Source organism: Bacillus sp. EB600 (genome assembly GCF_024494385.1).
Lineage (GTDB): Bacteria > Bacillota > Bacilli > Bacillales > Cytobacillaceae > JAEVLT01.
In genome coordinates this window covers 14447-41322 of the sequence record NZ_JAEVLT010000010.1, presented here as the reverse complement: position 1 = coordinate 41322, position 26876 = coordinate 14447, and the positions used below count along the sequence as shown (strand labels likewise).

27 protein-coding genes are annotated in these 26876 nt (G+C 39.2%); 21 read left to right on the top strand and 6 right to left on the bottom strand.

The genetic code is table 11. The annotated features are described in order from the left end of the window. Positions 1-264 precede the first annotated feature (264 nt). From mutS to JN080_RS12670, 3 genes are all read left to right on the top strand, one after another. Complete coding sequence (gene mutS / locus JN080_RS12680) at positions 265-2898, top strand: DNA mismatch repair protein MutS (RefSeq protein WP_256236379.1); 2634 nt, start codon at positions 265-267, stop codon at positions 2896-2898. A gap of 12 nt (positions 2899-2910) precedes the next feature. After that, positions 2911-4842: a DNA mismatch repair endonuclease MutL gene (gene mutL / locus JN080_RS12675; protein WP_256236378.1), complete on the top strand. Its 1932-nt coding sequence runs from the start codon at positions 2911-2913 to the stop codon at positions 4840-4842. 294 nt (positions 4843-5136) lie between these two features. After that, on the top strand, positions 5137-5274 hold the full coding sequence (locus tag JN080_RS12670) for a DUF3934 family protein (RefSeq protein WP_256236377.1): 138 nt from the start codon (positions 5137-5139) through the stop codon (positions 5272-5274). Positions 5275-5422: 148 nt separating this feature from the next. Here the strand turns inward: JN080_RS12670 and JN080_RS12665 are convergent, their stop codons facing one another. After that, the gene (locus JN080_RS12665; RefSeq protein WP_256236376.1) at positions 5423-5635 is read right to left on the bottom strand and encodes a hypothetical protein; all 213 of its coding nucleotides are present in this window, start codon (positions 5633-5635) and stop codon (positions 5423-5425) included. Positions 5636-5765: 130 nt separating this feature from the next. Beyond that, the gene (locus tag JN080_RS12660) at positions 5766-5939 is read right to left on the bottom strand and encodes a hypothetical protein (RefSeq protein WP_256236375.1); all 174 of its coding nucleotides are present in this window, start codon (positions 5937-5939) and stop codon (positions 5766-5768) included. A gap of 403 nt (positions 5940-6342) precedes the next feature. Here JN080_RS12660 and JN080_RS12655 point away from each other — a divergent pair, with 403 nt between their 5' ends. Both JN080_RS12655 and JN080_RS12650 read left to right on the top strand, forming a co-directional pair. Then, positions 6343-6792, top strand: coding sequence for a S1 domain-containing RNA-binding protein (locus JN080_RS12655; protein ID WP_256236374.1), 450 nt, complete (start codon positions 6343-6345; stop codon positions 6790-6792). Positions 6793-7014: 222 nt separating this feature from the next. Beyond that, entirely contained in the window at positions 7015-7488 is a 474-nt protein-coding gene (locus tag JN080_RS12650; protein ID WP_256236373.1) for a CBO0543 family protein, read from the top strand. Between the two features lie 124 nt (positions 7489-7612). Here the strand turns inward: JN080_RS12650 and mreBH are convergent, their stop codons facing one another. Next, positions 7613-8620, bottom strand: a complete 1008-nt coding sequence (gene mreBH, locus JN080_RS12645) for a rod-share determining protein MreBH (RefSeq protein WP_256236372.1) — start codon at positions 8618-8620, stop codon at positions 7613-7615. Positions 8621-8894: 274 nt separating this feature from the next. On the opposite strand from mreBH, the gene miaA reads away from it, so the two are divergent. The 7 genes from miaA to glnA all read left to right on the top strand — a co-directional run bounded on the left by miaA (position 8895) and on the right by glnA (position 16089). Beyond that, complete coding sequence (miaA, locus tag JN080_RS12640) at positions 8895-9851, top strand: tRNA (adenosine(37)-N6)-dimethylallyltransferase MiaA (protein WP_256236371.1); 957 nt, start codon at positions 8895-8897, stop codon at positions 9849-9851. A 27-nt stretch (positions 9852-9878) separates the two neighbouring features. Then, positions 9879-10109 (top strand): RNA chaperone Hfq, encoded by a 231-nt coding sequence (gene hfq / locus JN080_RS12635; RefSeq protein WP_256236370.1) that lies wholly within the window; start codon positions 9879-9881, stop codon positions 10107-10109. 367 nt (positions 10110-10476) lie between these two features. Next, positions 10477-11421, top strand: a complete 945-nt coding sequence (gene spoVK, locus JN080_RS12630) for a stage V sporulation protein K (RefSeq protein WP_256236369.1) — start codon at positions 10477-10479, stop codon at positions 11419-11421. A 124-nt stretch (positions 11422-11545) separates the two neighbouring features. After that, a complete protein-coding gene (gene hflX / locus JN080_RS12625; protein ID WP_256236368.1) occupies positions 11546-12805 on the top strand; it encodes a GTPase HflX in 1260 nt (419 codons plus the stop codon). Between the two features lie 12 nt (positions 12806-12817). Continuing rightward, a complete protein-coding gene (locus JN080_RS12620) occupies positions 12818-14104 on the top strand; it encodes a methionine gamma-lyase family protein (protein ID WP_256236367.1) in 1287 nt (428 codons plus the stop codon). Positions 14105-14341: 237 nt separating this feature from the next. Then, positions 14342-14725, top strand: a complete 384-nt coding sequence (locus JN080_RS12615; RefSeq protein WP_256236492.1) for a MerR family transcriptional regulator — start codon at positions 14342-14344, stop codon at positions 14723-14725. Positions 14726-14754: 29 nt separating this feature from the next. Further along, positions 14755-16089 carry a type I glutamate--ammonia ligase gene (glnA, locus tag JN080_RS12610; RefSeq protein WP_256236366.1) on the top strand — a complete coding sequence of 445 codons (1335 nt, stop codon included), beginning with the start codon at positions 14755-14757 and terminating at the stop codon, positions 16087-16089. 480 nt (positions 16090-16569) lie between these two features. Here the strand turns inward: glnA and lexA are convergent, their stop codons facing one another. Then, positions 16570-17193: a transcriptional repressor LexA gene (gene lexA / locus JN080_RS12605; RefSeq protein ID WP_256236365.1), complete on the bottom strand. Its 624-nt coding sequence runs from the start codon at positions 17191-17193 to the stop codon at positions 16570-16572. Between the two features lie 157 nt (positions 17194-17350). Here lexA and yneA point away from each other — a divergent pair, with 157 nt between their 5' ends. From yneA to tkt, 4 genes are all read left to right on the top strand, one after another. Continuing rightward, complete coding sequence (gene yneA, locus JN080_RS12600) at positions 17351-17671, top strand: cell division suppressor protein YneA (RefSeq protein WP_256236364.1); 321 nt, start codon at positions 17351-17353, stop codon at positions 17669-17671. A gap of 27 nt (positions 17672-17698) precedes the next feature. After that, positions 17699-18349 (top strand): YneB family resolvase-like protein, encoded by a 651-nt coding sequence (locus tag JN080_RS12595; RefSeq protein WP_256236363.1) that lies wholly within the window; start codon positions 17699-17701, stop codon positions 18347-18349. 94 nt (positions 18350-18443) lie between these two features. Then, positions 18444-18674 carry a DUF896 domain-containing protein gene (locus tag JN080_RS12590; RefSeq protein WP_256236362.1) on the top strand — a complete coding sequence of 77 codons (231 nt, stop codon included), beginning with the start codon at positions 18444-18446 and terminating at the stop codon, positions 18672-18674. 167 nt (positions 18675-18841) lie between these two features. Beyond that, the gene (tkt, locus tag JN080_RS12585) at positions 18842-20848 is read left to right on the top strand and encodes a transketolase (RefSeq protein ID WP_256236361.1); all 2007 of its coding nucleotides are present in this window, start codon (positions 18842-18844) and stop codon (positions 20846-20848) included. A gap of 33 nt (positions 20849-20881) precedes the next feature. On the opposite strand, the gene JN080_RS12580 is transcribed toward tkt, so the two are convergent. Both JN080_RS12580 and pxpB read right to left on the bottom strand, forming a co-directional pair. Beyond that, entirely contained in the window at positions 20882-21883 is a 1002-nt protein-coding gene (locus JN080_RS12580; RefSeq protein ID WP_256236360.1) for a 5-oxoprolinase subunit C family protein, read from the bottom strand. After that, on the bottom strand, positions 21880-22626 hold the full coding sequence (gene pxpB, locus JN080_RS12575) for a 5-oxoprolinase subunit PxpB (RefSeq protein ID WP_256236359.1): 747 nt from the start codon (positions 22624-22626) through the stop codon (positions 21880-21882). Before pxpB ends, JN080_RS12580 begins: the two co-directional genes overlap by 4 nt. Positions 22627-22917: 291 nt before the next feature. On the opposite strand from pxpB, the gene JN080_RS12570 reads away from it, so the two are divergent. The 5 genes from JN080_RS12570 (at position 22918) to JN080_RS12550 (ending at position 26478) form a co-directional block, all read left to right on the top strand. After that, positions 22918-23676 (top strand): LamB/YcsF family protein, encoded by a 759-nt coding sequence (locus JN080_RS12570; RefSeq protein WP_256236358.1) that lies wholly within the window; start codon positions 22918-22920, stop codon positions 23674-23676. A gap of 207 nt (positions 23677-23883) precedes the next feature. After that, positions 23884-24324: a sporulation inhibitor of replication protein SirA gene (gene sirA, locus JN080_RS12565; protein ID WP_256236357.1), complete on the top strand. Its 441-nt coding sequence runs from the start codon at positions 23884-23886 to the stop codon at positions 24322-24324. Between the two features lie 73 nt (positions 24325-24397). Beyond that, a complete protein-coding gene (locus JN080_RS12560) occupies positions 24398-24610 on the top strand; it encodes a YneF family protein (protein WP_256236356.1) in 213 nt (70 codons plus the stop codon). Positions 24611-24830: 220 nt separating this feature from the next. Next, entirely contained in the window at positions 24831-25769 is a 939-nt protein-coding gene (locus JN080_RS12555) for a tyrosine-type recombinase/integrase (protein ID WP_256236355.1), read from the top strand. A gap of 451 nt (positions 25770-26220) precedes the next feature. Continuing rightward, positions 26221-26478 carry a site-specific integrase gene (locus JN080_RS12550; protein ID WP_309144673.1) on the top strand — a complete coding sequence of 86 codons (258 nt, stop codon included), beginning with the start codon at positions 26221-26223 and terminating at the stop codon, positions 26476-26478. Positions 26479-26876 lie beyond the last annotated feature (398 nt).

Below are 26876 nucleotides of genomic sequence, written 5' to 3'. Positions count from 1 at the left end.
GCATGTGTGCTGAAGTAATCCTTCGCAGCGTATTCGATCGTGCTGAGCTACTAGGACATATTAATTTAATTCCTCAGTTTTTAAGGAACGTCTATTATTATATCGAGAAGAACAAAAAAGGTCAATAGGCAAATTCAACATCAGCCACAGCAGCGTCTATTTTTGGACAGAAACCAATTACTTCTAAATCAAGAAACCTCCCAATTATGATATAATATTTGTCGAAGCTACACGAAATGAATAATGCGAATGTTGGAGGAAATTATGGCTGGTTATACGCCGATGATACAACAATATTTAACCGTAAAGGCAGAGTATCAGGATGCCTTTTTATTTTTTCGACTAGGAGATTTCTACGAAATGTTTTTTGAGGATGCCTTGAATGCATCCCAGGAACTTGAAATAACTTTAACAAGCCGGGATGGTGGCGGTGAAGAGCGAATTCCAATGTGCGGGGTTCCTTATCATGCTGTCCAAGGCTATATTGAACAATTAATTGCAAAAGGCTATAAAGTGGCAATCTGCGAACAAGTAGAAGATCCGAAGCTGACAAAAGGTATGGTGAAACGGGAAGTTGTCCAATTAATCACCCCAGGAACGATTATGGAAGGGCGCGGATTGTCGGACAAAGAAAACAACTATCTTGCTTCCGTAACTGTATTTCCTGACCATACGTTTGGACTCGCCTACAGCGATCTTTCGACCGGTGAAAGCCGGGTTACGTTACTTTCAAGCCAATTTGAAGAAGTTTTAAATGAATTAGCGGTATTAGGTGCAAAAGAAGTTGTCGTTGCAACTGACTTTGACGGAGAACTGCAAAAGAAAATGCGCGAGCGCGATATTCTTGCAATATCCTTTGAAGACAATGATGCGGTTGGCGATAATTTTACCCATTTGCTCAAGGATATAACCCAAAACAAATTAAAGCAGGCTTCAGCAAGGTTGTTTAACTATTTATATCGAACCCAGAAACGAAGCCTTGATCATCTGCAGCCGATTTCAACCTATCAAATCCAGCAATTTATGAAAATTGATTACTATTCAAAACGAAATTTAGAACTCACCGAAACCATTCGCTCAAAGGGTAAAAAAGGCTCACTGTTATGGCTCTTGGATGAAACGATGACGGCGATGGGCGGTAGGATGCTGAAGCAATGGATTGATCGGCCTTTAATTGACCGGGAGGAGATTGAACGCCGTCAGAACATGGTCGAAATTTTACTGCAGCACTTTTTTGAACGTCAGGACCTTCGTGAAAAATTAAAGGAAGTCTATGATTTGGAACGGCTTGCAGGCCGTGTCGCGTTTGGAAATGTTAACGCCCGCGATTTAGTGCAATTAAAAAGATCGTTGCAGCAAGTTCCGCTGTTAAAAGAGCTGATGAATGGACTTGGGGATGAGGAAGCGGTCGAAACAGCAGAGAAACTGGATCCTTGTGAAGAAGTAACAGATTTATTGGAGCAAGCGATCATCGATAACCCGCCGCTTTCATTAAAAGAAGGCAATATCATACGTGATGGTTACAATGAACAACTGGATCAATATCGGGACGCAAGCCGAAACGGAAAAACATGGATAGCTCAGTTGGAAAGAGAAGAAAAAGAAAAAACTGGAATTAAATCACTCAAGATTGGCTACAACAGAGTTTTTGGTTACTATATTGAGGTTACCCGGGCGAACCTGCATTTATTAGAGGAAGGCCGCTATGAACGAAAACAAACGTTAGCGAATGCAGAACGGTTCATTACCCCAGAGTTAAAGGAAAAAGAATCACTTATTCTAGAGGCCGAAGAAAAATGCGGCGAGCTTGAGTATGATTTGTTCGCCACAATTCGCGAAACGGTGAAAGAATATATTCCTAGACTACAAGGCTTAGCAAAATTGGTCAGTGCCCTTGATGTGTTGCAATGCTTTGCTCAAGTAAGTGAGGATCGCCATTATGTGAAACCACAATTTTCCGAAGACCGCCGTGTTGCGTTGAAAGAGGGCAGACACCCAGTGGTTGAAAAAGTCCTCAATGCACAAGAGTATGTCCCAAATGACTGCTTCATGGACAATGAACGAGAAGTTTTATTGATAACCGGACCAAATATGTCAGGGAAAAGTACGTATATGCGTCAAATTGCTTTGACAGCCATCTTAGCGCAAATTGGCTGTTATGTTCCGGCAACCGAAGCAGTGCTGCCAATTTTCGACCAGGTGTTTACTCGGATTGGTGCGGCAGATGATCTTATTTCCGGGCAAAGTACATTTATGGTCGAAATGCTCGAAGCAAATAATGCAATCACGTTTGCGACGCAAAACAGCTTAATCTTGTTCGATGAAATTGGCCGCGGAACATCAACTTATGACGGCATGGCACTTGCCCAGGCGATTATTGAATATATTCATAATCGAATTGGCGCAAAAACGTTGTTTTCAACGCACTATCATGAATTAACCGTTTTGGATCAAGAGCTTGCCAAACTTAAAAATGTCCATGTCAGTGCCATTGAGCATAATGGCAGGGTTGTCTTTCTTCATAAAATAAAAGAAGGTCCTGCCGATAAAAGCTATGGTATTCATGTGGCCAAATTGGCTGAGCTTCCAAAAGAACTCATCAACCGGGCTGCTGAAATTTTAAAAGAGCTTGAAGAACAGCCAGTTGAACAAACGGTTAAAATAGTAAAAGAGGACGAAAAACAGTCTGAGGCACAGTCGATTCCTGAAAAGCCTAGTATTTTAGAAGAAACGGCACAACTTTCCTTTTTTGACGAACCGAAGGAAACGAAGAAACAGGAGCCTTCTGCAAAAGAGAAGAAGATTCTTGAGCAGATTAAAACTCTTGATATCTTAGATATGACACCGATTCAGGCCATGAATACCTTGTATGAGCTGCATAAAAAGCTGAAAAGCTAGGAGGTGGAAACAATGAGAAAAATCATCCAGCTCGATGATGCATTGTCCAACAAAATAGCAGCAGGTGAGGTTGTTGAACGTCCGGCATCGGTTGTAAAAGAACTTGTCGAAAATGCCATTGATGCCGGCAGTACCGTGATCGAAATTGAAGTCGAAGAAGCGGGTCTTGCAAAAATCCGCATCACCGATAACGGCTACGGTATTGAGGAAGAAGACGTTTTAACAGCATTCCAACGGCATGCAACCAGCAAAATCAAGGATGAGACCGATTTATTCCGGATCCGGACCCTCGGATTCCGCGGTGAAGCTTTGCCAAGTATTGCCTCTGTTTCCCGGCTTGAAATGATAACCTCAACCGGTGAGGGGGCAGGAAACAGGGTTCTGATCGAGGGCGGCAAAGTGACCGAATGTGAGAAAGCACAAAGCCGAAGAGGAACCGATATTACCGTAACGGACCTGTTCTTTAATACTCCTGCCCGCTTAAAATACATGAAAACGATCCATACGGAGCTTGGGAATATTACCGATGTCGTGAACCGTTTAGCTCTTTCTCATCCAGAGGTTGCCTTCCGGCTGATTCATAATGAGCGGAAGCTTTTGCAAACAAACGGAAATGGCGATGTCCGCCAGGTTTTGGCCGCCATTTATGGGTTAGCAATTGCCAAACAGCTGGTCCCGATTTCAGGTCAGTCGCTTGACTTTCAAATTAGCGGCTACGCTTCAATGCCGGAAGTAACGCGGGCATCAAGGAATTATATATCAACAATGATTAACGGCAGATTCATCAAAAACTATCCGCTTGCTAAAGCGATCCAGGAAGGATATCATACCTTGCTGCCAATCGGCAGGTTCCCGCTTGTGCTTATGAATATTGTTATGGACCCGATTCTTGTTGACGTCAATGTTCATCCAGCCAAAATGGAAGTGCGGATCAGTAAAGAAGCAGACCTAAATGAGCTCGTCACAGCCGTGATAAAAAATGCATTTAAGCACAGGCAGCTTATTCCAACCGGCTTCACACCAGTAAAAAAAGAACAGCTAAAATCGGAACAAACGGCATTATTATTGGATAACGAGCCATCCTTTATGCCGCCACCCCCACCGAAAAATGAGGTAGACTGGGAACCGCCCGTTTTTCCCGAAAGCATTCAAGAGCGGCGCCCCGTTCTCGAAACAAAAGTCGAGCCTGCAAGAGAGCCTTTTCGAAACGAGGCGGCGGGAGCAGGTTGGGAGCTTGAGAACTTCGAATCAGGAACAGAGGCTGTCGAAACAGAAGCACATTCTTTTGTTCCGGAAACATATTCTTTTGAACCAGAAACAAATTCTTTTGTCCCAGAAGAAAGTCCTGTCCAAACGGAGAGCAGGGTTCCACCGCTTTATCCAATCGGTCAAATGCACGGGACCTATATTTTTGCCCAGAATGAAAAGGGCTTGTACATTATTGATCAGCATGCAGCCCAGGAACGGCTTAAATATGAGTATTTTCGTGAAAAAGTAGGGCGGGTTGAGAATGATCTTCAGGACCTGCTAATGCCATTAACCCTCGAGTATTCAACCGATGAATATGTAAAGATCATCGAGAACAAGGGCGAGCTTGAAAAAGTTGGTGTATTTCTGGAGGAGTTTGGGGGGAACAGCTTTATTGTCCGCTCACACCCGACATGGTTTCCAAAGGGTGAAGAAAAAGAAACGATCGAGGAAATGATTGAACAGCTGCTGGCGATGAAGAAGGTCGACATCAAGAAGCTTCGTGAAGCAGCGGCTATTATGATGAGCTGTAAAGGCTCAATCAAAGCCAATCGCCATTTGCGTAACGATGAAATTCAGACGTTGCTAAATGATTTACGAAAGGCTTCGGATCCATTTACATGCCCGCATGGAAGACCGATTATCATCCATTACTCGACGTACGATATGGAAAAAATGTTCAAACGTGTAATGTAAGAAACGTTATGTCCAAAATGATGAACGGTTAAGGTATCAACACCATTAATAACGACATAAATAGAGGAGGAAATCACATTTGATTTCCTCCTCTATTTTCATTTTTTAAAAATTTATCTACTATTTTATTCTTCAACAAAAAATAGTATTGTCTTTAGGAAAATGCTATGCTATTTTGAATGGTATCCTCGGAACCTTGTTATGGTATCATCGTGCTTGGTTACGAACAAAGTAAAATGGACACAACTAACAATCCATAGGAACTCGGGTATTTAATGATAATGGAGTGATGATATGAGTAAAGCAAAGGGTAAAGGTGGAACAGGTAGAGGAACAGATAAGAAGGGCTGGAATCGGTGGCAGGCGAGTGCAAAGAAAGCCAAGAGTGCCAAGCCTTATGTAAGCAAGGGTGTTAAAAGACCGGAAGAATGAATGGTCACCAGCACGAACAAAGGTGAGGCATCCCAACGACATAACCGTTGCAATAGTACAAGTAAGACAGGTTGCTTCGGCAGCTTTTTTCTTAGACTGCGATTGTTAGTTTGAAAAACTCAAATATAACACAAAAAAATGCATCCGATCATTCGGATGCATACTTAATAATTCCATGCAAATAAACTGAGTAATCTCGTTGGACACATTCTCTTAATTTAATTTTTCCTTCTCTTTCTAATTCCCCAACCAGTTCTTCAATCTTTTTTTCATCTTCTTTTGTAGCTTTAGGAATCTCTATTGAAAAAAAATTACCTCGACTGGCATTTTGTAAATTTTTTAGTAATCCAACTTTATTCATTGGGATCATCCCCTTTGTATATAATTTTCGACATAAAGGAGGTTTTTTCCTTTGGATACCGATTATTTCTTATCTTTAAACGGAGTGCCAGTAAAAAAACTTTCGTGATCAAAACAATATTGAATAGAGGTTATTCTTCTTCTTTCGATAATTCTTCTTCAAAGAAAAAGGTATTTGGATGTTCATCTACAATGTAAGAGTACCTTTTCATATTTTCTACATATTGTGATTTAATAATTGTTACTGATTCACCAGATGATTTGATAGTAACTTCTTCTCCGACACTAAACATACTTTTCTTCATTTTACCACCCTCTCTTGTATCCGTACATAATTAAGTTTTTTAAATTAAGTTTATCGCTCATATAGAAAGATACATTATAATTTAAGTTTGACAGTACTGCTTATTTTTATCCAGTCATACTTAATAATAGTATACCATTCCCACGTACTAAAGGTAAGTTGTCGTTTTTTGTAGGAATGAGTATAATACATCAAGTTGGGATAAATTTTTTTCTCGTAATGGCTCATTTAAATACTATCGCTGATTTTTGAATATGCAAATAAATTTGGATGAACTTTTTAAAGAAATATGTTAAACGGAGTAACGAGAAAAATGTTGGAAACAATAAACTCACTTGCTATTATCGTAAGTTATTTGTTATAATTAATTTGTTTTAACATTATTGAGGGGGAACATTATTTTTATGTCAGTAGAAGTAGGTAGCAAAGTACAAGGTAAAGTAACAGGTATCACTAATTTTGGAGCATTCGTAGAATTACCAGGAGGCTCAACTGGTCTTGTGCATATCAGTGAGGTTGCAGACAGTTATGTAAAAGACGTTAATGACTATCTCAAAGTTGGCGACGTGATTGAAGTAAAAGTGATTAGTGAGAAAGACGGAAAAACTGCCTTGTCTATCAAAAAGGCTATAGACAAGCCTGAAGGACAAACCTCTTCATATTCACAACGTCCACCACGTCAAGGAAGAACGGATAACCGTTCTAAAGATTTCCGGCCAAAAGGCAACTTCAAACCAAAGGAAAATTTTGAAGATAAAATCGCTAAATATCTAAAGACTAGTGAAGAGAATTTGTCTACCCTTAAACGTAACACTGGCGCAAAACAGGGCGGCAGAGGCGGAAGACGCGGATAATCAATCTGCTGCAATTTATAAAATTTCATGATATAGATAAAGGCAAGCCGCATAAACTGGCTTGCCTTCTTTACATTTTGTTTATCCGTCAAGTTATTTAACACCATTCAAAAGCGGTAAATTCTCCGGAATAATTCGCCATTAATATTTCCAAAAATACTATAAACCTTTACCAATTGGGGAAGAATAAAAGCAGCGATTTATGTAGAACGGAGCTGCAGTATGCTGATCCTGATCATTATTGTTGTTCTATTTAATGTTATTGCCATTTTTATACCGAAACGGTTGACTGGAATTGAAATAGCAGCAACGTCTTTATTCGCGATGTATTTACAAGTAAATGCAGATGTTTTCTTGGATTTAAAATATCATTTATATGGTTATTTTCAAAAAGGACCTGACTTTAGGTCGTTAATTTACCTTTTGGGAATTTACCCTGCCGTAAATATTGTGTATTTAAATTATTTTCCCTATAAAAAGAAAGTAATAAACAAGCTTATTTATCTTTTGGCCTGGGAAGTTGTTGCCTGTGTAATGGAATGTATTTTCTTGTGGACTAAGACATACTATTACAATAATTGGAAGCTTGCCTATTCTTTACTGATGTATCCGTCTATATATTTAACCTTAAATTGCTTTCATAAATATATTATTTATCTTTTAAAAAAGATCGATCCTAACCGGAAATTCTTATGAATTTGTTTTTATAATAATGCTCGTTATTCACTTGAATAATGGAAGATTTTTAAAGAATGATCAAATAAAAAGAGCTGCAAAACCCAGCAGCTCTTTTTGTTTCGATATAGTTGTAATCTCTATCTTATTTAACCGCAGCGGGCAGTTTATGAATAAACTGAAGGGCTTCTCCTGTGCCGATCGCAACAGATTCAAGCGGACTTGGGGCAAGATGAACTGGAACAATAATTTCTGCGCTCAACCATTCCTCCATTCCGTTTAGTAATGAACCACCGCCAGTTAAAATGATGCCACGGTCAACAATGTCTCCGCTTAACTCGGCCGGACAGTCTTCGAGGGTTGCTCGAATCGCTTCCAGAATTTGTAATAGACACTCCCGCATTGCTCTATTAATTTCACGGGAAGAGAGCGTAACGGTTTTTGGTAAGCCGGTAACCAGATCACGCCCGCGAACATCCATAGAAACTTCTTCATGGTTGACAACGGCATTGCCAATTTCCATTTTAATATTCTCCGCTGTTCTTTCGCCAATTAACACATTGTATTCCTTACGGACATGCTGAATGATTTCATCATCAAGCCTGTCCCCCCCAACCCGAATCGAATGGCAGGCAACAATTCCGCCAAAGGAAATAATCGCGACCTCCGTGGTCCCACCGCCGATATCTACGACCACGTTCGCAACAGGTTCATCAACAGGCAGACCGGCGCCGATTGCGGCCGCAACTGGTTCTTCAATCAAAAGAATTTTTTTCGCACCGGCTGCTCGAACCGCATCTTGGATGGCTCGACGCTCGACGCTTGTCGAACCTGATGGTGCACACACGATCACGTTTGGCTTCCGCATCGCAAAGCCTAATTTTTTTGCAGCCTTGTGCATAACATTTTTTAGCAACTCGGTGGTCACATCATAATCGGCAATGACGCCATCTTTTAATGGCCGAATGGCAACAATCTTGCCGGGAGTCTTACCGATCATTTCTTTCGCTTCATGTCCTACAGCTAAAACATTTTTTGTTACGGTATCGATTGCTACAACAGAAGGTTCATTCAAAACAATTCCCTTTGTTTTACTATATACCAATATATTTGCAGTTCCTAAGTCAATTCCAATCTCAGCAGCTGATAACATGTTTTCACCCTATTTCTATAGATTCATACATAATAAGTTTCATATAAGGGTAACACGAATTTGGGGGTAGATTGTCGAATGTAAACGAATCGTTATTCTTTTGTAATTTTGTAACCTTTATTTAAAAAATGTAGTTATAATGCATAGATTAGATTTTTTTTGTTTATACTTATTTGATGTTCAACTGCTACTTACTTGTATGTTACGATAAGGCTGAGAAACCCGTAGAGTGGTTTCGCATGTTCAGCCCAAATGAAAAGGCAGTGTGAAAAAATTGGATGAAAAACAAAAGGTATTGGTTATAATCGGACCAACTGCAGTTGGAAAAACCAAGCTGAGTATAGAACTCGCGAAACGGTTAAATGGTGAAATCATTAGCGGTGATTCGATGCAAATTTATCGGGGAATGGACATTGGTACTGCAAAAATAACAGCAGATGAGATGGAAGGGATTCCGCACCATTTAATCGATATTAAGAATCCGGATGAAAGCTTTTCGGCTGCGGAATTTCAAGAGCTTGTCCGCGTGAAAATAGCTGATATCTCAAATCGAGGAAAGCTTGCGATGATTGTCGGCGGCACTGGATTGTATATTCAGTCTGTTATTTATGATTATCAATTTTCGGATGCACCTGCCAATGAAGCTCTCCGCTTGCAGTTGGAGGAACGAGCAAGGGAGATTGGCAGCGAAGCATTGCATCGTGAATTAACCCAAATTGATCCGAAAAGCGCCAGCCAAATCCATCCTAATAACATTAGAAGGGTCATAAGGGCATTAGAAATTTACTATAGCACTGGTAAAACAATGAGTGAGACCCAGAAAGATCAGCAGCCGGAACTTCTATACCAAACAGCGCTGGTTGGCCTGACGATGGATCGTGAAAAACTTTATCACCGGATAAATGCCCGCATTGATATCATGATTGAACAAGGATTGGTCGAGGAGGTACAAAACCTTTATAATCAAGGGCTCCGTGACTGTCAATCCATTCAGGCGATTGGCTACAAAGAAATTTATGATCATCTGGATGGCTTACTAAGCCTGGATGAAGCCATTGACAACCTGAAAAAAAATTCACGTCATTATGCAAAAAGGCAATTAACTTGGTTTCGTAACAAAATGGATGTAGAATGGTTTGATATAACGGAAGCAGCTGATTTAGAAAAAAAAATAATCGGAATTTCTCGTTATGTGGAAGGAAAGCTACAATTAAAATCGAATACATATTAGTAGAGACTAAAGAGGAGGATTTACCAAATGAAAACAGCTATAAACATTCAAGATCAATTTTTAAATCAATTGCGAAAAGATGGCACTAATGTAACCGTATTTTTATTAAACGGCTTTCAAATAAGAGGTCAAATTAAGGGATTTGATAACTTTACTGTGCTTTTTGAATCAGAAGGAAAACAGCAGCTCGTTTTTAAACATGCGATTTCAACTTTCGCACCGCAAAAAAATGTTCATCTTGATTTAGACCCACAATAAATTCACTTTCCAGAGCCTGTATATACAGGCTCTTTTTCATGTGAGGGAAGTTATGACTTAGGACTTAAATTCAGACGGCTCAAGCCTTTTTAACCTTTCCCAGTACGAATGGGACACGCATTCAGACCGGCATTCGCTTTTCCTCTTAAAAACTCTATTTACACTAATACTATTCATTTGAACTGAATACACATAGTATGAACGAATCTTTCTAGGAAAGCGCATAATCTTTGAAAGTAAAAAATTGATGTTTAAAGGTTCAACGTCATCCTTTTAAAGTAAATTTTTTCAATAAAGATAAATTGGGCAATTGTCACAAATAAAAACTCACAAGCGTATATTGTTGCAGAAATGCGAGGTGAAGGCTTTGGATCAACCGATTCGAATGAAAAGTAATGGTCAAATCAGCATCGTCCTTAACTCACAAAGAAAAGTGCTAACAAAAGAGTTGCCGGATTCCCAAGTTGCTCCAAAGGAAATCCCCCCCGAGCATACAGCATTAAAGGAAATTGAAGAAGATCTCGGGACGTTAGTTGGCATGAGCGAAATGAAACGAATGATAAAGGAAATATATGCATGGATTTATGTAAATAAAAAACGTGAAGAAATGGGATTGAAGGCAGGGAAACAAGCCCTTCATATGATGTTTAAAGGGAACCCTGGGACAGGCAAAACAACAGTGGCACGCCTAATTGGAAAGCTCTTTCAAAAAATGAATGTCCTCTCAAAGGGACATCTCATTGAAGCGGAACGCGCTGATCTTGTTGGGGAATACATTGGTCATACAGCCCAAAAAACAAGGGACCTCGTTAAAAAGGCCCAAGGCGGTATTTTGTTTATTGATGAGGCCTATTCATTAGGAAGGGGGGGAGAAAAGGATTTTGGCAAAGAAGCGATTGATACACTTGTAAAGCATATGGAGGATAAACAACATGAGTTTATATTAATCCTGGCCGGCTATTCCCGTGAAATGGAATATTTCCTAACCTTGAACCCCGGATTGCATTCCCGCTTCCCTCTGGTCGTTGATTTTCCCGATTATAATATTGAACAACTGATGGAAATCTCCTCCCGGATGTTAAAGGAGCGCGAATATACACTCAGCCACGAAGCAGAAAAGAAGTTAAGGGACCATTTAATTTGGGTAAAGGCGATCTTGAACCCAAATAGTTTTTCGAATGGGCGCTACGTCCGTAATGTTATTGAAAAATCAATTCGCTCTCAAGCAATGCGGATCTTGATGCAAAATAGTTATGACAGACATGAACTCATGACACTAAGAAGTAATGATCTAGTGTTTGATGAAGATTAGGCCCATGAAAGGGTCTTTTTTGTTACTGATTTTTGTTTATGAAAGAATAGAGTCGGGGAAAATTAGAGTATCAATGTTATTTTTGGTATGATGAAAATGACAAAAAGAGAAAGAAGGTTGCTGCTTGGAACAAAAAAAAGAAGTAGAAAAAGCAATCCTTGTCGGTTGTCAAACGATAGATTTGGATGATTTGCGATTCCAATATTCAATGGAGGAGCTAGTTTCATTAACCGAAACAGCTCAAGGAGATGTGCTTCTGTCTGTTTCCCAGAAACGCGATCGAATCCACCCGGCCACCTATATTGGAAAAGGAAAGGTGGAAGAAGTTAAAGCCCTTGTAGAAGAGCTTGAAGCAGACCTGGTTATTTTTAATGATGAACTGTCCCCAAGTCAGAAACGGAACCTTGCATCTGAATTAAATGCCAGAATCATTGACCGAACTCAGCTCATTTTGGATATCTTTGCACAAAGAGCTCGTTCTAAAGAAGGGAAGCTTCAAGTAGAGCTTGCCCAGCTTCAATACATCCTGCCTCGTCTTGCCGGACAAGGAACATCCTTGTCAAGACTTGGTGGAGGAATTGGAACGAGAGGGCCTGGTGAAACGAAACTGGAGTCAGATCGCCGACATATCCGCCGCCGCATTGATGATATTAAGAAACAGCTGGAGGTCATTGTTCAGCACCGAGAACGGTACAGGGAAAGACGAAAGAAAAACAAAACATTTCAGGTGGCGATTGTTGGCTACACAAATGCCGGAAAATCAACCCTCTTTAACAGGTTGTCTGAAGCGGACTCCTATGAGGAAAACCAGCTTTTTGCTACCCTCGATCCGATGACGCGAAAACTTATTTTGCCAAGTGGTTTTATTACCCTTATTACCGATACAGTTGGTTTTATTCAAGATCTACCAACATCACTTATTGCTGCCTTCCGCTCAACCTTAGAGGAGGTCAGGGAAGCCGATCTGCTGCTTCATATAGTGGATATGTCAAACCATGATTATTTTCAACATGAAAAAACAGTTAATAAGCTGCTCGACGATTTGGAAGTAAAGGAAATTCCCCAATTAACGGTATATAATAAAAGGGATATAAAACATCCTGATTTTGTTCCGACAGCCCAAACACCAACAATCTTTATCACTGCTTATGAAAAAGAAGACCGTCAGAAGCTAAAGAAAAAAATTGAGGATGTTATGATTGAAATAATGGATCCTTACCAAGTTGAAGTCCCAGCTTCAGAAGGAAAGCTGCTATCGCAATTAAAGAATGAAACGATTTTACGCGAGCTTTCTTTTCATGAAGAAGACCAATTTTATCAATGTAAAGGATACACACTAAAAGATCATCAAATAACAGGACAGCTACAAAAGTATAAAGTCTAGAAGGAGTAAAACATGTTTCAACAGTTAGAAAATGGGGAGAAGCTTCAGCCAATCGTCGAAGAGGTTGAAAAGCAAATTGCTGAAGTTCATAAAGAGATTGATGCGAGGATCGAAGCAAATCAATTTCGGGTTTTAAAAAGCTTTCAAAAACATCGGGTAAGCGATTCACACTTCATGCCATCGACCGGCTACGGCTATGATGATATCGGTCGGGACACGCTCGAGCGGGTGTACGCAGATGTGTTTGGCGGTGAGGCAGGGCTTGTGCGTCCGCAAATTATCTCAGGCACACATGCGATTTCGATCGCTTTGTTTGGAGTGCTTCGCCCTGGCGATGAATTACTTTACATAACTGGTAAACCCTATGATACCCTCGAAGAAATCGTTGGGACCCGTGGCAGCGGAGTAGGGTCATTAAAAGAGTTCGGCATTTCTTATGATAGTGTTTCACTAAAGCAGGATGGAAAAATTGACTATCAAGTTGTCGAACAAAAAATAAAACCAAACACGAAAATGATTGGCATCCAGCGTTCAAAAGGCTACGCAACACGCCCGTCGTTTACGATTTCGGACATAAAGGAAATGATCGCTTTTGTCAAAGAAATTAAAAACGATGTTGTTGTGTTTGTAGATAACTGCTATGGAGAATTTGTTGAAGAGCTGGAACCATGCCATATTGGGGCAGATTTAATGGCGGGTTCCTTAATAAAAAATCCGGGAGGTGGGATGGCAAAAACCGGCGGCTATATTGTTGGTAAACAAAAGTGGGTGGAAGCATGCTCATACCGAATGACCTCTCCGGGTATCGGGGCCGAGGCAGGTGCATCTCTATACAGTCTGCAAGAAATGTATCAAGGATTCTTTCTTGCACCTCATGTGGTTGGCCAAGCATTAAAAGGTGCTGTTTTTACAGCAGCCATGCTTGAAAGACTAGGAATGAATTCTTCACCAAAGTGGAATGCTAAGCGCACGGATTTAATTCAATCGGTCCAATTTGACAACCGTGATAAAATGGTTGCTTTTTGTCAGGCAATCCAATTTGCTTCACCGATCAATTCATACGTTACCCCACATCCAAGCTATATGCCGGGATATGAGGATGACGTGATCATGGCGGCTGGAACATTTATTCAAGGAGCAAGCATTGAGTTAACAGCAGATGGTCCGATCAGACCGCCGTATGTAGCCTATGTCCAAGGTGGTTTAACCTATGCACATGTCAAAATCGCTGTTTGCATTGCATTGGACAGGTTAATTGAAACAGGATTAATAGAATTGAACACATGGGAAAAGAACTAAGAAAATTTTTTGAACAATTCTATTTTTCTTTTAAAAAATGATGTTAAATAACCTAACATATGTTTGACAACAAATATAACATAGAATATAATGACAATAGATTCAGAAAAGCGATCATTATCCCTTTAAAACGAGTACAGTTCGCCCTGTTAAACGTTCAAAAGGGGTTGGACTATTGCAAACTCTTTTAGTTAGAGGGGAGGAGAAATCTTGAGTGGAAGTGAGATTCGCCGCACCATGCCGCTGTTTCCCATTGGAATTGTCATGCAATTAACAGAATTATCCGCAAGACAAATTCGTTATTATGAAGAGCATGGCTTAATTTCTCCTGCAAGAACAGAGGGAAACAGAAGAATGTTTTGCCTGATTGATATTGATAGGCTTCTAGAAATAAAGGATTTAATTGATCAAGGCATTAACATGGCAGGCATTAAACGGATATTCCAAGACAAAGAAGAACAGCTGGTTCCTCAAGACCTTCAACCGCAATTGGAAAAGCCAAAGCGCAACCTATCGGACGATGAATTACGAAATTTACTTCGTAATGAACTCATTCAGGCTGGAAGATTCAACCGGCCAAACATGCGCCAAGGGAATATGTCACGTTTCTTCATTAATTAATTAATTTTAGAATATTTGGAGGTAGTAAAATGGCAAAGTACACTAGAGAAGATATCCAACGTTTGGCTAAAGAAGAAAACGTTAAATTTATCCGTCTTCAATTTACGGATATTCTTGGAACCATTAAAAACGTTGAAATTCCAGTTAGCCAATTAGAAAAAGCCCTTGAAAATAAAATGATGTTTGATGGTTCATCAATCGAAGGTTTTGTGCGGATTGAAGAATCTGATATGTACCTATATCCTGATTTAAATACATGGGTTATCTTCCCTTGGACTGCTGAAAAAGGAAAAGTTGCCCGTTTAATTTGTGATATTTATACTCCTGATGGCAAACCTTTCGAAGGCGATCCGCGTAATAACTTACGCCGTGTCTTAAAGGAAATGGAGGATCTTGGATTCACAAACTTCAACCTTGGACCTGAACCAGAATTCTTCTTGTTCAAATTAGATGAACAAGGTGAACCGACTCTTGAATTAAATGATAATGGCGGGTACTTTGACCTTGCTCCAACAGACCTTGGTGAAAACTGCCGTCGTGACATCGTTCTTGAACTTGAAGAAATGGGCTTTGAAATTGAAGCTTCTCACCATGAAGTTGCTCCAGGACAACACGAAATCGACTTCAAATATGCTGATGCTTTAACAGCTTGTGACCAAATCCAAACTTTCAAGCTTGTTGTTAAAACAATTGCCAGAAAACATGGATTGCACGCTACCTTCATGCCAAAACCATTATTCGGAGTAAACGGATCTGGTATGCACTGCAACCTTTCTTTATTCAAAAACGGAGAGAATGCATTTTATGATCCAAGCGCTGACCTTGAATTAAGTGATAATGCGCGTCACTTCATCGCAGGTGTTCTTAAACACGCACCAGGCTTTACAGCTGTTACAAACCCAACTGTAAACTCTTATAAGCGTTTAGTTCCTGGCTATGAAGCTCCTTGCTATGTTGCTTGGTCTTCAAGCAACCGTTCGCCGTTAATTCGTATCCCGGCATCTCGCGGTTTAAGCACACGTGTCGAAGTCCGCAGTGTTGACCCGGCAGCAAACCCATACTTGGCCTTGGCTGTTCTTCTAAAAGCTGGTTTAGATGGCATTAAGAACAAATTGACTCCTCCAGCACCAATTGACCGTAACATCTACGTCATGAACAAAGAAGAAAGATTGGCTGAAGGAATCACTGATCTTCCTGCAACATTGCACCTTGCTTTAGAGGAATTAAAAGCAGACGAAATCTTGACAAGCGGTCTTGGCGAACATATTTTAGAACATTTCATTGAAGCAAAAGAAATTGAATGGGATATGTTCCGTACAGCCGTTCACCCATGGGAACGCGAACAATACATGAAAATGTATTAATCCATAAATGAAGAATGCCCTGATACCAATGGTGTCAGGGCTTCTTTTATAGGAATTGGGCTGAAATCGGCTGCGATCTTGGATAGTCCCCAGATCCTCATCAATAATGAGCTCCTAGGCACTAAAATGAAAATTAGATATCAGGAATAATTAGAAAAATGATTGCAAAAGATAAAAATGAGTTTGTTATGTCTATTGTTTGTAAACTAGCTATGGAGCAAGAATGCATAAAACAGTTAAAAGAATAAACCTTGTCAAAAAAGCCAACCTATTAACCACTATAACAGCCTCCTCCGATATATCTCCCTTTCATATCAAGAATAGTCGATAAATGTTAAATCGGTTTTAAGACTATGTAAAGCTTTCACAAAATATCACAAACCCCAAAAGGAAAAGAATGCAAAAAAAAAGCACCTCAACTTTGGGTGCTTTCTCCATGAATCTAGTAAAATGCAAAATTTCAATCACTCTTCATGTGTGTTAATGAACTTGTCGATAAACACCGATTACTTTTCCTAGAATGGAAACATTCCGTAAAATGATGGGATCCATTGTAGAATTCTCCGGCTGTAGGCGGAAGTAATCTTTTTCTTTAAAGAAACGTTTGCACGTAGCTTCATCTTCCTCAGTCATTGCGACAACAATATCACCGTTTTCAGCCGTGGACTGCTGCTTGATAATCACATAATCCCCATCAAGAATTCCTGCTTCAATCATGCTCTCTCCCATGATTTCAAGCATAAAAACATTTTCATCTGCAGGAGCCAATCTTTCAGGTAGTGGAAAGTACTCTTCAATATTTTCAATTGCTGTAATCGGAAGACCGGCTGTTACTTTACCAACTATTGGTACGTTGACAACATTGCTTCTTGGAATTTGTGCATTCTCATCAACTTCCAAAATTTCGATTGCCCGTGGCTTTGTCGGATCTCGTCTGATAAGACCTTTGCTTTCTAATCTTGCTAAATGACCGTGAACAGTAGAACTAGAGGCTAGTCCAACTGCTTCACCAATTTCACGAACGGATGGTGGATAGCCCTTTTTCTTGACCTCACTTTTTATAAAATCAAGGATATCCTGCTGCCTTTTCGATAATTTTGTCATAAGGATGCACCTCGTATGGTTTTTATTGTCTTTATTATAGCATGGCAACCATTTTTATACAAACATTAGTTCGAAAAAATAGTTGACACAAAACAAATGTTCGAATTATAATTGAACTAACAAAAACGAACATACATTCTAAAACGAGGTGCTTTACATGAAAAAATTGTGGAATCACTATTCATATGCTATTATACTGATTGTTTTAAGCTTTGTTACCGCATTCCTTCTTTCGATTCGATTCGATTCTTTTCATCAAAAACAATATAAAACAGTAACCGTTTCCGATGGTGACTCCATCTGGAAAATTGCTGAGGACTATTCTGAAGAGCATTCTTTATCAAAGGTTCAATTTGTTAACTGGGTCCAAACACATAACCATATTGAAGGAGATCATATTTTTCCGGGTGAAAAAATAGTCATACCGGTCAGCAGCAAGCCAGAAGTGACGAATGAGTTAGCGAGTGCTGCTGAATAGTACCTCTAAAGAAAGCGAGTCTTTACATTGAAAGCAGTTATCTATTGTCGCGTTAGTACAACAAAGGAAACGCAAGAAACTTCTCTACAACGGCAGGAGGAAGAGCTCGTCCAGCTTGCAAAAGACCATCAATTGGAGATAGTTAAGATTATTAAAGAACAAGCTAGTGGATATGAGCTGGATCGGGATGGAATTCTTGAATTACTAGACATGGTAAAAGAAGATAAGGTACAAGCCGTGTTAATTCAGGATGAAACAAGACTTGGCAGAGGAAATGCGAAAATTGCCTTACTGCATTGCATATTAAGAGAAAAGGCCAAGCTCTACAGCATTGCTGATAACGGGGAACTCCAGCTTTCAGAATCGGATTCGATGGTTCTAAAAATTGTTGGGATTGTGGAAGAATACCAACGCAAGCTTCATAATAGTAAAATAAAACGCGGTATGAAGCGTGCTGTTAAAAATGGATATAAACCTGAACGGAACCTGAAAAACCAGGGAGAAAGTTCTGGACGAGATAAAATTTTAGTTCCAATCACAGAAATTGTCCGGCTTCGAAAAAACGAGCTAACCTTTGCAGAAATAGCAGCAACCTTAAGAGGATTCGGATATCAAGTTTCGAAAGCCACTGTACATAGAAGGTACCAAGAGTATCTTGATTCACTTGAAGAACAATAACCTTGTCAGATGTTCATTTTTCTAGTAAAATCAAATGTCATATTAAGCATTTAAGTTTGCAAAGAATTGAAACTCTGTAAGGAGGTTATAACAAATGCTATCAAAAGAAAAAATTGCGAGAATTAACGAGCTTGCGAAAAAGGCAAAGCAAACCGGTTTATCAGAAATGGAAGCAAAAGAACAATCCAAATTAAGAAGTGAGTATCTTGCGGCCTTCCGTTCTTCAATGGAAAATACAATCACCAACGTTAAGGTAATTGATCCATTAGGAAATGATGTAACACCAGAAAAAATAAAAAGAATTAAAAAGAATAGACTACATTAGGAATACAATTTTTGTATTCCTTTTACATATGTAAATTTTCTTTGTATAAAATAATCATGACGTGTTTTTTTTTGGCATATTTTAAAGCTATTTGTTGTATAAATCGTTGCTGAATTATAATATTAAATTTGAAGTTAGTAATTAGGATTTGAGAAAGGATGTAAATCATGTTTAATTCTATTGATGCATTATCCGTAACTTCGATTCGCACACTTGCAATTGATGCGGTTGAAAAAGCAAATTCCGGTCATCCGGGCATGCCGATGGGTGCAGCCCCAATGGCATATACGTTGTGGACCCGTTTCATGAACCAGAATCCCAAAAATCCACATTGGTTTAACCGTGACCGTTTTGTATTATCTGCTGGACATGGTTCAGCCTTGTTATACTCGATGCTCCATTTAGCAGGTTATAATGTTACAATTGATGATCTAAAACAGTTCCGCCAATGGGGCAGTAAAACTCCGGGGCATCCAGAATACAAACATACCGAGGGTGTTGAAGCAACAACTGGACCATTAGGTCAAGGGATAGGAATGGCTGTAGGGATGGCAATGGCTGAACGCCATTTGGCTAGTGTTTACAACCAAGGGAGTTTTGATCTAGTCAATCATTATACATACAGTATTTGTGGTGATGGAGACTTAATGGAGGGCGTATCTGCAGAAGCTTCTTCGCTGGCAGGGCATCTGAAACTAGGTCGATTAGTTGTTTTATATGATTCAAATGACATCTCACTTGATGGGAAATTGTCACAATCCTTCTCTGAGAGCGTAAAGGATCGCTATTTAGCTTACGGCTGGCAATACCTTCGTGTTGAAGATGGGAATAACCTTGAAGAAATCGCCAAAGCCCTTGAAGAAGCGAGAGCTGATTTAGACCGTCCTACTATGATAGAAGTAAGGACAGTGATCGGCTATGGATCACCAAATAGAGCAGGAACCTCGGATGTACACGGTGCTCCACTGGGTGCAGAAGAATTAAAGCTGACAAAAGAATCATATCAATGGACATTTGAAGAAGATTTCCATGTTCCTCAAGAAGTATATGATAACTTCCAAAAACTAATCGTCGAAAATGGCGAGAAGAAAGAAAAGGAATGGAAAGACCAATTTGCTCAATACAAACAGGAATACCCTGAATTAGCGAACCAGCTGGAAAAAGCATTAAAGGGTGAACTTCCTAAAGGCTGGGATAAAGATATTCCTGTTTATAGTGAAGGTAAGAGCCTTGCTTCCCGCGCTTCATCAGGTGAAGTACTAAATGCAATTGCTAAAAACCTACCAATCTTTATTGGAGGATCAGCAGACCTTGCCGGCTCAAACAAAACATCAATTAAAGGATCAGCAGACTTTTTGCCAGGATCCTATGAAGGAAGAAACATTTGGTTCGGCGTTCGTGAGTTTGCAATGGGTGCAGCCATGAACGGCTGGGCACTTCATGGCGGAGTGAAGATTTTCGGCGGAACATTCTTTGTCTTCTCTGATTACTTACGTCCAGCGATCCGCCTCGCTGCCTTGATGGGACTTCCTGTTACTTATGTTTTTACTCACGATAGTATTGCTGTAGGAGAAGATGGTCCTACCCACGAGCCAGTCGAACAGATTGCTGCCTTAAGGGCAATGCCGAATCTGTCTGTTATTCGTCCTGCAGATGGAAATGAAACAGCTGCTGCATGGAAGCTTGCTGTTGAATCGACTGAAAAACCAACAGCTCTTGTGTTAACACGTCAGAATTTACCTACTATTAAAGATACAGATAAAAATGCATATGAAGGTGTGTCCAAAGGTGCATATGTGATCTCACCTGCCGGAAAAGAAACAGCAGATGCCTTACTACTTGCAACAGGTTCAGAGGTTGGACTTGCAGTAGAAGCACAGCAGAAGCTTGCTAGTGAAGGTATCCATGTTTCAGTTGTCAGCATGCCATCATGGGATCGCTTCGAAGTACAATCAAAAGAATACAAAGAGTCAGTATTACCGAAAAATGTAAAAAAACGTCTCGGGATTGAAATGGCCGCATCATTTGGCTGGCACAAATATGTTGGGGATGAAGGAGAAGTCCTTGCCATCGACACATTTGGAGCATCAGCACCAGGTGAAAAGGTTATGGAAGAATACGGATTTAGTGTAGCTAATGTAGTGGCACGCGTGAAAGCATTACTGCAAGAATAGAATAAGTTTTAAAAAAAGGAGAATGAGCGCAGTTCATTCTCCTTTTTTTTGTACTTTAAAACGAATGCCTATTTTTATCTCGTCTATTATTTTTTCTTTTTTTACTAATTCATTTTCTGCTTCTTCATGTGAAACCTCCTTAAAATGGATGACTGCAGTCGGTTGTAATTGAGCCATACTAGCTAAATCAGCCGTAATAATCTGACCGATTTTCGGATAGCCGCCTGTTGTTTGCCGGTCAGCCATTAAGATAATCGGATTGCCGCTTGGCGGTACTTGAATGGTTCCGTTTGTTACACCTTCAGACAATAATTCAAATTCCTCTGCTAAAGAGAGGACAGGACCTTCCATTCGGTAGCCCATTCGATCAGCCTGGGTCGTTAAGGTAAAGGGTTGATTGAACAGGTTTCTTTTGCTGTTTTGATCAAAGCGTTTAAACTCCGTGCCTCTCATTACACGAATCGTTTGCGTTTGCTGTAAATTGATTAAAGCGGTGTAATTTGCTGACCAGGCGACATCTTTTCCTAATTTATCCAATTTAGTAAATAACGCTTGACTGAATTCATTCATTTCATTGAATTCAATTACATCCTCTTTTTGCAAAGCCCTGCCTTTCAATCCGCCGATGCCTGCCCTAAGGTAGGTGCTTTTGCTTCCCATTATTTCTGGAACAGCAATCCCACCGGCAAAAGCAACATAGGCTCTGCAACCTTTTAACGGTGATTTGAATTGTAAGATCGAGCCTTTTCTCACCAATATCGGCCGCCACGTTCCTGCTTTTTTATCATCAATGACAGCAGATAAATCACCGCCTGTTATGGAGATTACCATTTCCTTCTCAAATAAAAGAGAGGTACCTACTAATGTAATTTCTAGAGCACCTTCATTTTCTTTATTTCCTACTAGCAGATTTGCTGCCCTTAATGAATAGTGATCCATTGCTCCGCCGACAACGACTCCATATTTTTGAAAACCATATCTTCCTAAGTCTTGTATTGTGGTTAACAGTCCTGGATGAAGTACTTTAACAGTCATCGAGTTAACTCCTTATATTCCTTATATTCATCCAGAGAAATTTGGAAAAATTTAATCTTGTCCCCGGCTTTAAGTAAGGTTGGCGGAGTCAAGTCGGGTTGAAATAAATCGAATGGAGTTCGGCCAATAATTTGCCAGCCTCCTGGTGTGTCTAGTGGATAAATCCCCGTTTGTTTTCCGGCTATTCCTACAGAACCAGGTACAATTGCTAACCGCGGACTTTCTTTTCGTGGAGTTGCAATTCTTTCATCCATTCCTCCCATAAATGGAAATCCTGGAGCAAATCCTAACATATAAACTAAACATTCATTTTTTGTGTGGATTTGAATCACTTCTTCGGCTGTCATCTTATGATAAGCAGCAACATCATTTAGATCTGGACCATATTCGCCGCCATATATGACAGGAATCTCCACAAGTCTTTCCACAAAAACCTGCTTTTCGTCCATTTGCCGCAGTAATTCATTCACTTTAGTACTAATTTTTTGGAAAGGAGTCATTCGTGAGTGTCTGTGATTAAAGTCCATGATAGAATGGTAAATAACTATTGGATTGTAATAAATTGTTAGATTGGTAAATGCAGGGACCGACTCAACAAAACCATCAAATGGATTAGTATTTAACAGCATTGACAAAGCTTGAACCTTTTGGTGAATAGCAGGGGATAGTTCATCGCCAAGCTGTACAATCAATGCCGAATCACCTAATGGTTTGATCACGGCTTCAGTGAAAGAACAACTCATTCCAAAACCTCCATTGTTTCATTAATATCGGAACTATTGTTTTAAATAACGGATTATATCATGACTATTATCATTATAATTGTCAAAAAATAAAAAACAAACTGTAAATTCTATATAATACCTATGATAGTTTGAAAATTTTGTACTTACTGTCTACTCCGATATTTATTACGGTAGAATGGATTTGAAATTTAAAACTACAATTCCTTAATTCGTAACAAAATGAAAATGCTTATCTTAAAGCTTGAATTAAGCGGCCAATATCCAAAGAAAAATAGCAGGGGGAATACAATGTTTACTGTAGATTTGAACTGTGATTTAGGGGAGAGTTTTGGCAGATATAAATTAGCGGAGCAGAAAGAAATTTTAAAGTATGTAACATCCGCAAATATTGCATGCGGTTTTCACGCTGGTGATCCGAGTGTCATGAGGGAAACCGTCAAACTGGCAATTGAAAATCAAGTTAGAATAGGGGCACATCCTGGGCTTCCGGATTTAAATGGTTTTGGCCGTCGTGAAATGAAAATTTCACAACAAGAGGCATATGATATGGTGGTTTATCAAATAGGTGCTCTCCAAGGTTTTTTAACCACATGTAATGAGGGTATGCAGCACGTTAAACCACATGGAGCTTTGTATAACATGGCTGCAAAAGATGCTAAGTTGGCAGAAGCCATTGCTCAAGCCGTATATGATGTCTCACCTTCATTAATTTTGTTTGGACTTGCTGGGAGTGAATTGACGAAAGCAGGAGAAAAGCTGGGCTTACGTACCGCACATGAAGTTTTTTCAGATCGTACATACCAATCGGATGGTACGTTAACCTCTCGATCCCAACCTGATGCTTTAATAAAAGATAAAGAACAATCCGTTGCACAAGTGGTGAAAATGGTGACAGAAGGGAGAGTCACCTCTCAACAGAAAAGACCAGTTTCCTTAAAAACAGATACTGTTTGTATTCATGGGGACGGTGAACATGCACTTGCTTTTGCAAAATATATGAAAGAAACGTTAGAACGAAACAATATTACCATTTCATCAATCATATAGAAGAAGGTGGAAATAAGTGTTAGAGCAAAAAGCAGAAATAGAAAAGGAAGGCATTCTGATTAAGCATATTCGGGTGCCTTTTGTCATTTCATTATGCTTTTCTGTTTTTCGACAATAATAGTTATAGTTTTCGCCGTGATAAGACAGACGTTTTATTGTTGCTTTTTTATAATAAATAAAAGAGTGTCTTGTGAAAGGGAGATTGTGGTGAGGAACTATCAGCTATACTTAATAGAAGATGAATTTGCCGCACATTACTTCGGAAAAGAGCAAATGTTTTTTCAGCTTTTTCAAGAACATGAACAATCGACCGGTGAATTTAAAGATATAACACAAAAGCAAATTAACTATATAACGAAAAGAATACCAGTTTTAAAAATACATCAAATGATCCAAAAACAGCTCGGAAAGGTGCGCGGATTTACGGAAGATTACGGCACATATATGATGGAATTAAGCGGAAAACTAAGCTCTGCTTATCTCCGGGTATTCGAAAACAAGCTAGAAGTAAAGGCAAACGGAACGTTAGAAGCGGAAACGGTTTTTTTCGAAGTGCTGCGAAAAAGTGAAGCATCTTTTTTAGCAATTGACTTGGAGCATTTCCGGTTTGGATGGTTAAAACCATATAAAGAAAGAAAATTAATCTAATTGAAAGCAGATATTGTATTGTTGCGCGGATTTTAGTACACTGTATGGTAGACAACATGAAGGAGGAAGTCTAATGGTTACAACTATTCTAGTTGGTGTACTAGCATTAGTCGTTGGTATAGCACTAGGATTTTTCATTGCTCGTAAATATATGATGAGCTATTTAAAGAAAAATCCGCCAATTAATGAACAAATGTTAAAGATGATGATGACACAAATGGGAATGAAACCATCCCAGAAGAAAATCAATCAAATGATGAACGCCATGAATAAACAGGGGAAATAAAGAAACCCTTATTATCCTTGGTGGGACAAGGGTTTGGGTGTTTTGCTCGGAACGGAATTTTAGGATGAATGGATAAGATTTTTACATAGTCTGAAACCTTCCCCGAAAAAACGTAAAAAAATGCTTAAACCTTCGCACTCATTTTGCAATTTATACCAATTAGTCACATTTTCTGATGAAGGATTAATCAAAAATTCAACAGAAAAGGTGGCTTTTTATTATGGAAGAAATTAAATATCTTGATGCAATGGATGAGTATTTAGTTCATTGTCAGGCATGTGGCTACACTGCCAAAACAATGAAAAATAAGAAACAGGAATACAAATTTCTAAGCAACTTCATGACAAACAAAAGGGGTACTGAGGACAAGCTTTTAAAAGACATTGCTGTGGATGATTTAAAGGCATATTTCAGAGCAAAACAACACAGGGGCAATAAGCCCCAGACAATTCTTACAACATTCAAGGCAGTCAATGCTTTCTTTAACTGGTGCATTAGTGAAGAGTACATTAAACATAACCCAATGGACAAGGTAGAACGACCGAAGCAACCTAAACTCTTGCTTAAGGGATTCACTGATGATGAAGTAAAGGCAATGATTGATTCATTTGGCACTAAGACGTATTTAGACGCTCGAAACAAGGCTATCATTGCCATGCTTGCCGACACTGGACTTAGAGCCATAGAGATTCGTACATTCAAGGATAAATCCATTATTGATAAAGATAATATAGTAGTCATGGGAAAAGGTAATAAAGAGCGACACGTTCCAATTACTCCTGCATTGAAGAAATTCTTAATCAAATATGAAAGACAAAAAGCAAAATATTTTAAAGAGTTTGCATCAACAGCAGATAACTATTTCTTGAACTATACTGGTGGTGAAATCTCCCACACTACATTATGGAATATCATTAGGGAAGCAGGGAAGAGAGCGAATGTTGAAGATGCAAGGGTTTCTCCGCACACATTTAGGCACTACTACGCTGTAAATGCTTTGTTGAATGGGAAAGACCTATACACGCTTTCAAGGCTACTAGGGCATTCTGACGTGTCTACAACACAACGTTATCTTCAAACATTGGATGATAAGACATTGATTCAGAGAGGTATTGATATTAGTCCATTGATGAATTTTGGAAAAAAGCTGAAAGTATGATACATGCGATACAACTGTGAGCGTTCCTCCTAACATGGGATTAATTGGTCTACTATACGACAGAATTGAATCTGAGCCAAATGGCGAAGTCTTAGGCATTGATTTGTAGGATAGTGTTAAAACATATTAAATAACAAAAAAGGGTTACAGAAGGAATTGAAGGGAGCAGTCACACGATGACTGTTCTTTTTCTTTTTGCTAAGTAAAGGTTATTACCCTTTCAAAGACATAATGGTTAAGGGCAACACAGTAATGCTCTAGCGATGCACAAGAACAAACAGGAATAGGTCACATATCTTCTGTTTGTAATGGACATCGAAAATTAGCAGGTGGCTACAAGTGGATGTTTAAAGATGAATACGAGAAGAGCCGTTAGCAGTTATAAATTTCTGTAAACAATATTTGGAGGAAATTCAGCGATTACGTTTTTGTGAAGCGGGATAACACTCAAATGACCGAGAACTCTATTATGTTAGTTTTTAATTATCTAGGGAAAAAAATGAATTTTAAAGATATACGGGTATCCGCACACACCTTCCGTCACACATTTTGCCATCGACTTGCTATGTCCGGAATGAGTGCCTTTGCAATTCAGAAGCTTATGAGACACCAAAATATTGCTGTTACTATGAAATATGTTGCTATGTGGGGGAACGAGTTAAGGGAGCAGAATGACAAGTATAATCCACTAAATTCATTAGATGTATAGTGCGGGAAAAAGGGGGCAGCACATGGCTGTTCTCTTATTTTTTATGGTTGGGATGGCACCTCTCTACAAATCACAATTAAAAGCATCAAAGATTAAATCGGTAAAAAAGTTCAAAATTAAATACATTTTTACGTTTTTCTCTTCCATACTCTATTTTTCTCAAAATATCACCTTACTGTATTTCTAGTACAGTAGGATTTTGATTTGATAATATTAGTCAACAAATTAAATACGGAGGGTTAATGGAAATGAAAATATACACATGCTAAAGGTTTTATTATCACATCTTAACAAAAAATAGCAGGACTGTAACTTCTTCCATAACACCAAAGGAGAGGTTACATATATTGGGATGTATAATGATGAATTTGAAAATCGAACTAATAGTCATTGTTATT

What these genes read in the sequence shown, in the direction of transcription:
- mutS (WP_256236379.1), top strand. Translation starts at nt 265, where the DNA reads ATGGCTGGTTATACGCCGATGATACAACAATATTTAACCGTAAAGGCA.
- mutL (WP_256236378.1), top strand. Translation starts at nt 2,911, where the DNA reads ATGAGAAAAATCATCCAGCTCGATGATGCATTGTCCAACAAAATAGCA.
- JN080_RS12670 (WP_256236377.1), top strand. Translation starts at nt 5,137, where the DNA reads ATGAGTAAAGCAAAGGGTAAAGGTGGAACAGGTAGAGGAACAGATAAG.
- JN080_RS12665 (WP_256236376.1), bottom strand. Translation starts at nt 5,635, where the DNA reads ATGAATAAAGTTGGATTACTAAAAAATTTACAAAATGCCAGTCGAGGT.
- JN080_RS12660 (WP_256236375.1), bottom strand. Translation starts at nt 5,939, where the DNA reads ATGAAGAAAAGTATGTTTAGTGTCGGAGAAGAAGTTACTATCAAATCA.
- JN080_RS12655 (WP_256236374.1), top strand. Translation starts at nt 6,343, where the DNA reads ATGTCAGTAGAAGTAGGTAGCAAAGTACAAGGTAAAGTAACAGGTATC.
- JN080_RS12650 (WP_256236373.1), top strand. Translation starts at nt 7,015, where the DNA reads ATGCTGATCCTGATCATTATTGTTGTTCTATTTAATGTTATTGCCATT.
- mreBH (WP_256236372.1), bottom strand. Translation starts at nt 8,620, where the DNA reads ATGTTATCAGCTGCTGAGATTGGAATTGACTTAGGAACTGCAAATATA.
- hfq (WP_256236370.1), top strand. Translation starts at nt 9,879, where the DNA reads ATGAAAACAGCTATAAACATTCAAGATCAATTTTTAAATCAATTGCGA.
- JN080_RS12620 (WP_256236367.1), top strand. Translation starts at nt 12,818, where the DNA reads ATGTTTCAACAGTTAGAAAATGGGGAGAAGCTTCAGCCAATCGTCGAA.
- JN080_RS12615 (WP_256236492.1), top strand. Translation starts at nt 14,342, where the DNA reads ATGCCGCTGTTTCCCATTGGAATTGTCATGCAATTAACAGAATTATCC.
- glnA (WP_256236366.1), top strand. Translation starts at nt 14,755, where the DNA reads ATGGCAAAGTACACTAGAGAAGATATCCAACGTTTGGCTAAAGAAGAA.
- lexA (WP_256236365.1), bottom strand. Translation starts at nt 17,193, where the DNA reads ATGACAAAATTATCGAAAAGGCAGCAGGATATCCTTGATTTTATAAAA.
- yneA (WP_256236364.1), top strand. Translation starts at nt 17,351, where the DNA reads ATGAAAAAATTGTGGAATCACTATTCATATGCTATTATACTGATTGTT.
- JN080_RS12590 (WP_256236362.1), top strand. Translation starts at nt 18,444, where the DNA reads ATGCTATCAAAAGAAAAAATTGCGAGAATTAACGAGCTTGCGAAAAAG.
- tkt (WP_256236361.1), top strand. Translation starts at nt 18,842, where the DNA reads ATGTTTAATTCTATTGATGCATTATCCGTAACTTCGATTCGCACACTT.
- JN080_RS12580 (WP_256236360.1), bottom strand. Translation starts at nt 21,883, where the DNA reads ATGACTGTTAAAGTACTTCATCCAGGACTGTTAACCACAATACAAGAC.
- pxpB (WP_256236359.1), bottom strand. Translation starts at nt 22,626, where the DNA reads ATGAGTTGTTCTTTCACTGAAGCCGTGATCAAACCATTAGGTGATTCG.
- JN080_RS12570 (WP_256236358.1), top strand. Translation starts at nt 22,918, where the DNA reads ATGTTTACTGTAGATTTGAACTGTGATTTAGGGGAGAGTTTTGGCAGA.
- JN080_RS12560 (WP_256236356.1), top strand. Translation starts at nt 24,398, where the DNA reads ATGGTTACAACTATTCTAGTTGGTGTACTAGCATTAGTCGTTGGTATA.
- JN080_RS12555 (WP_256236355.1), top strand. Translation starts at nt 24,831, where the DNA reads ATGGAAGAAATTAAATATCTTGATGCAATGGATGAGTATTTAGTTCAT.
- JN080_RS12550 (WP_309144673.1), top strand. Translation starts at nt 26,221, where the DNA reads ATGACCGAGAACTCTATTATGTTAGTTTTTAATTATCTAGGGAAAAAA.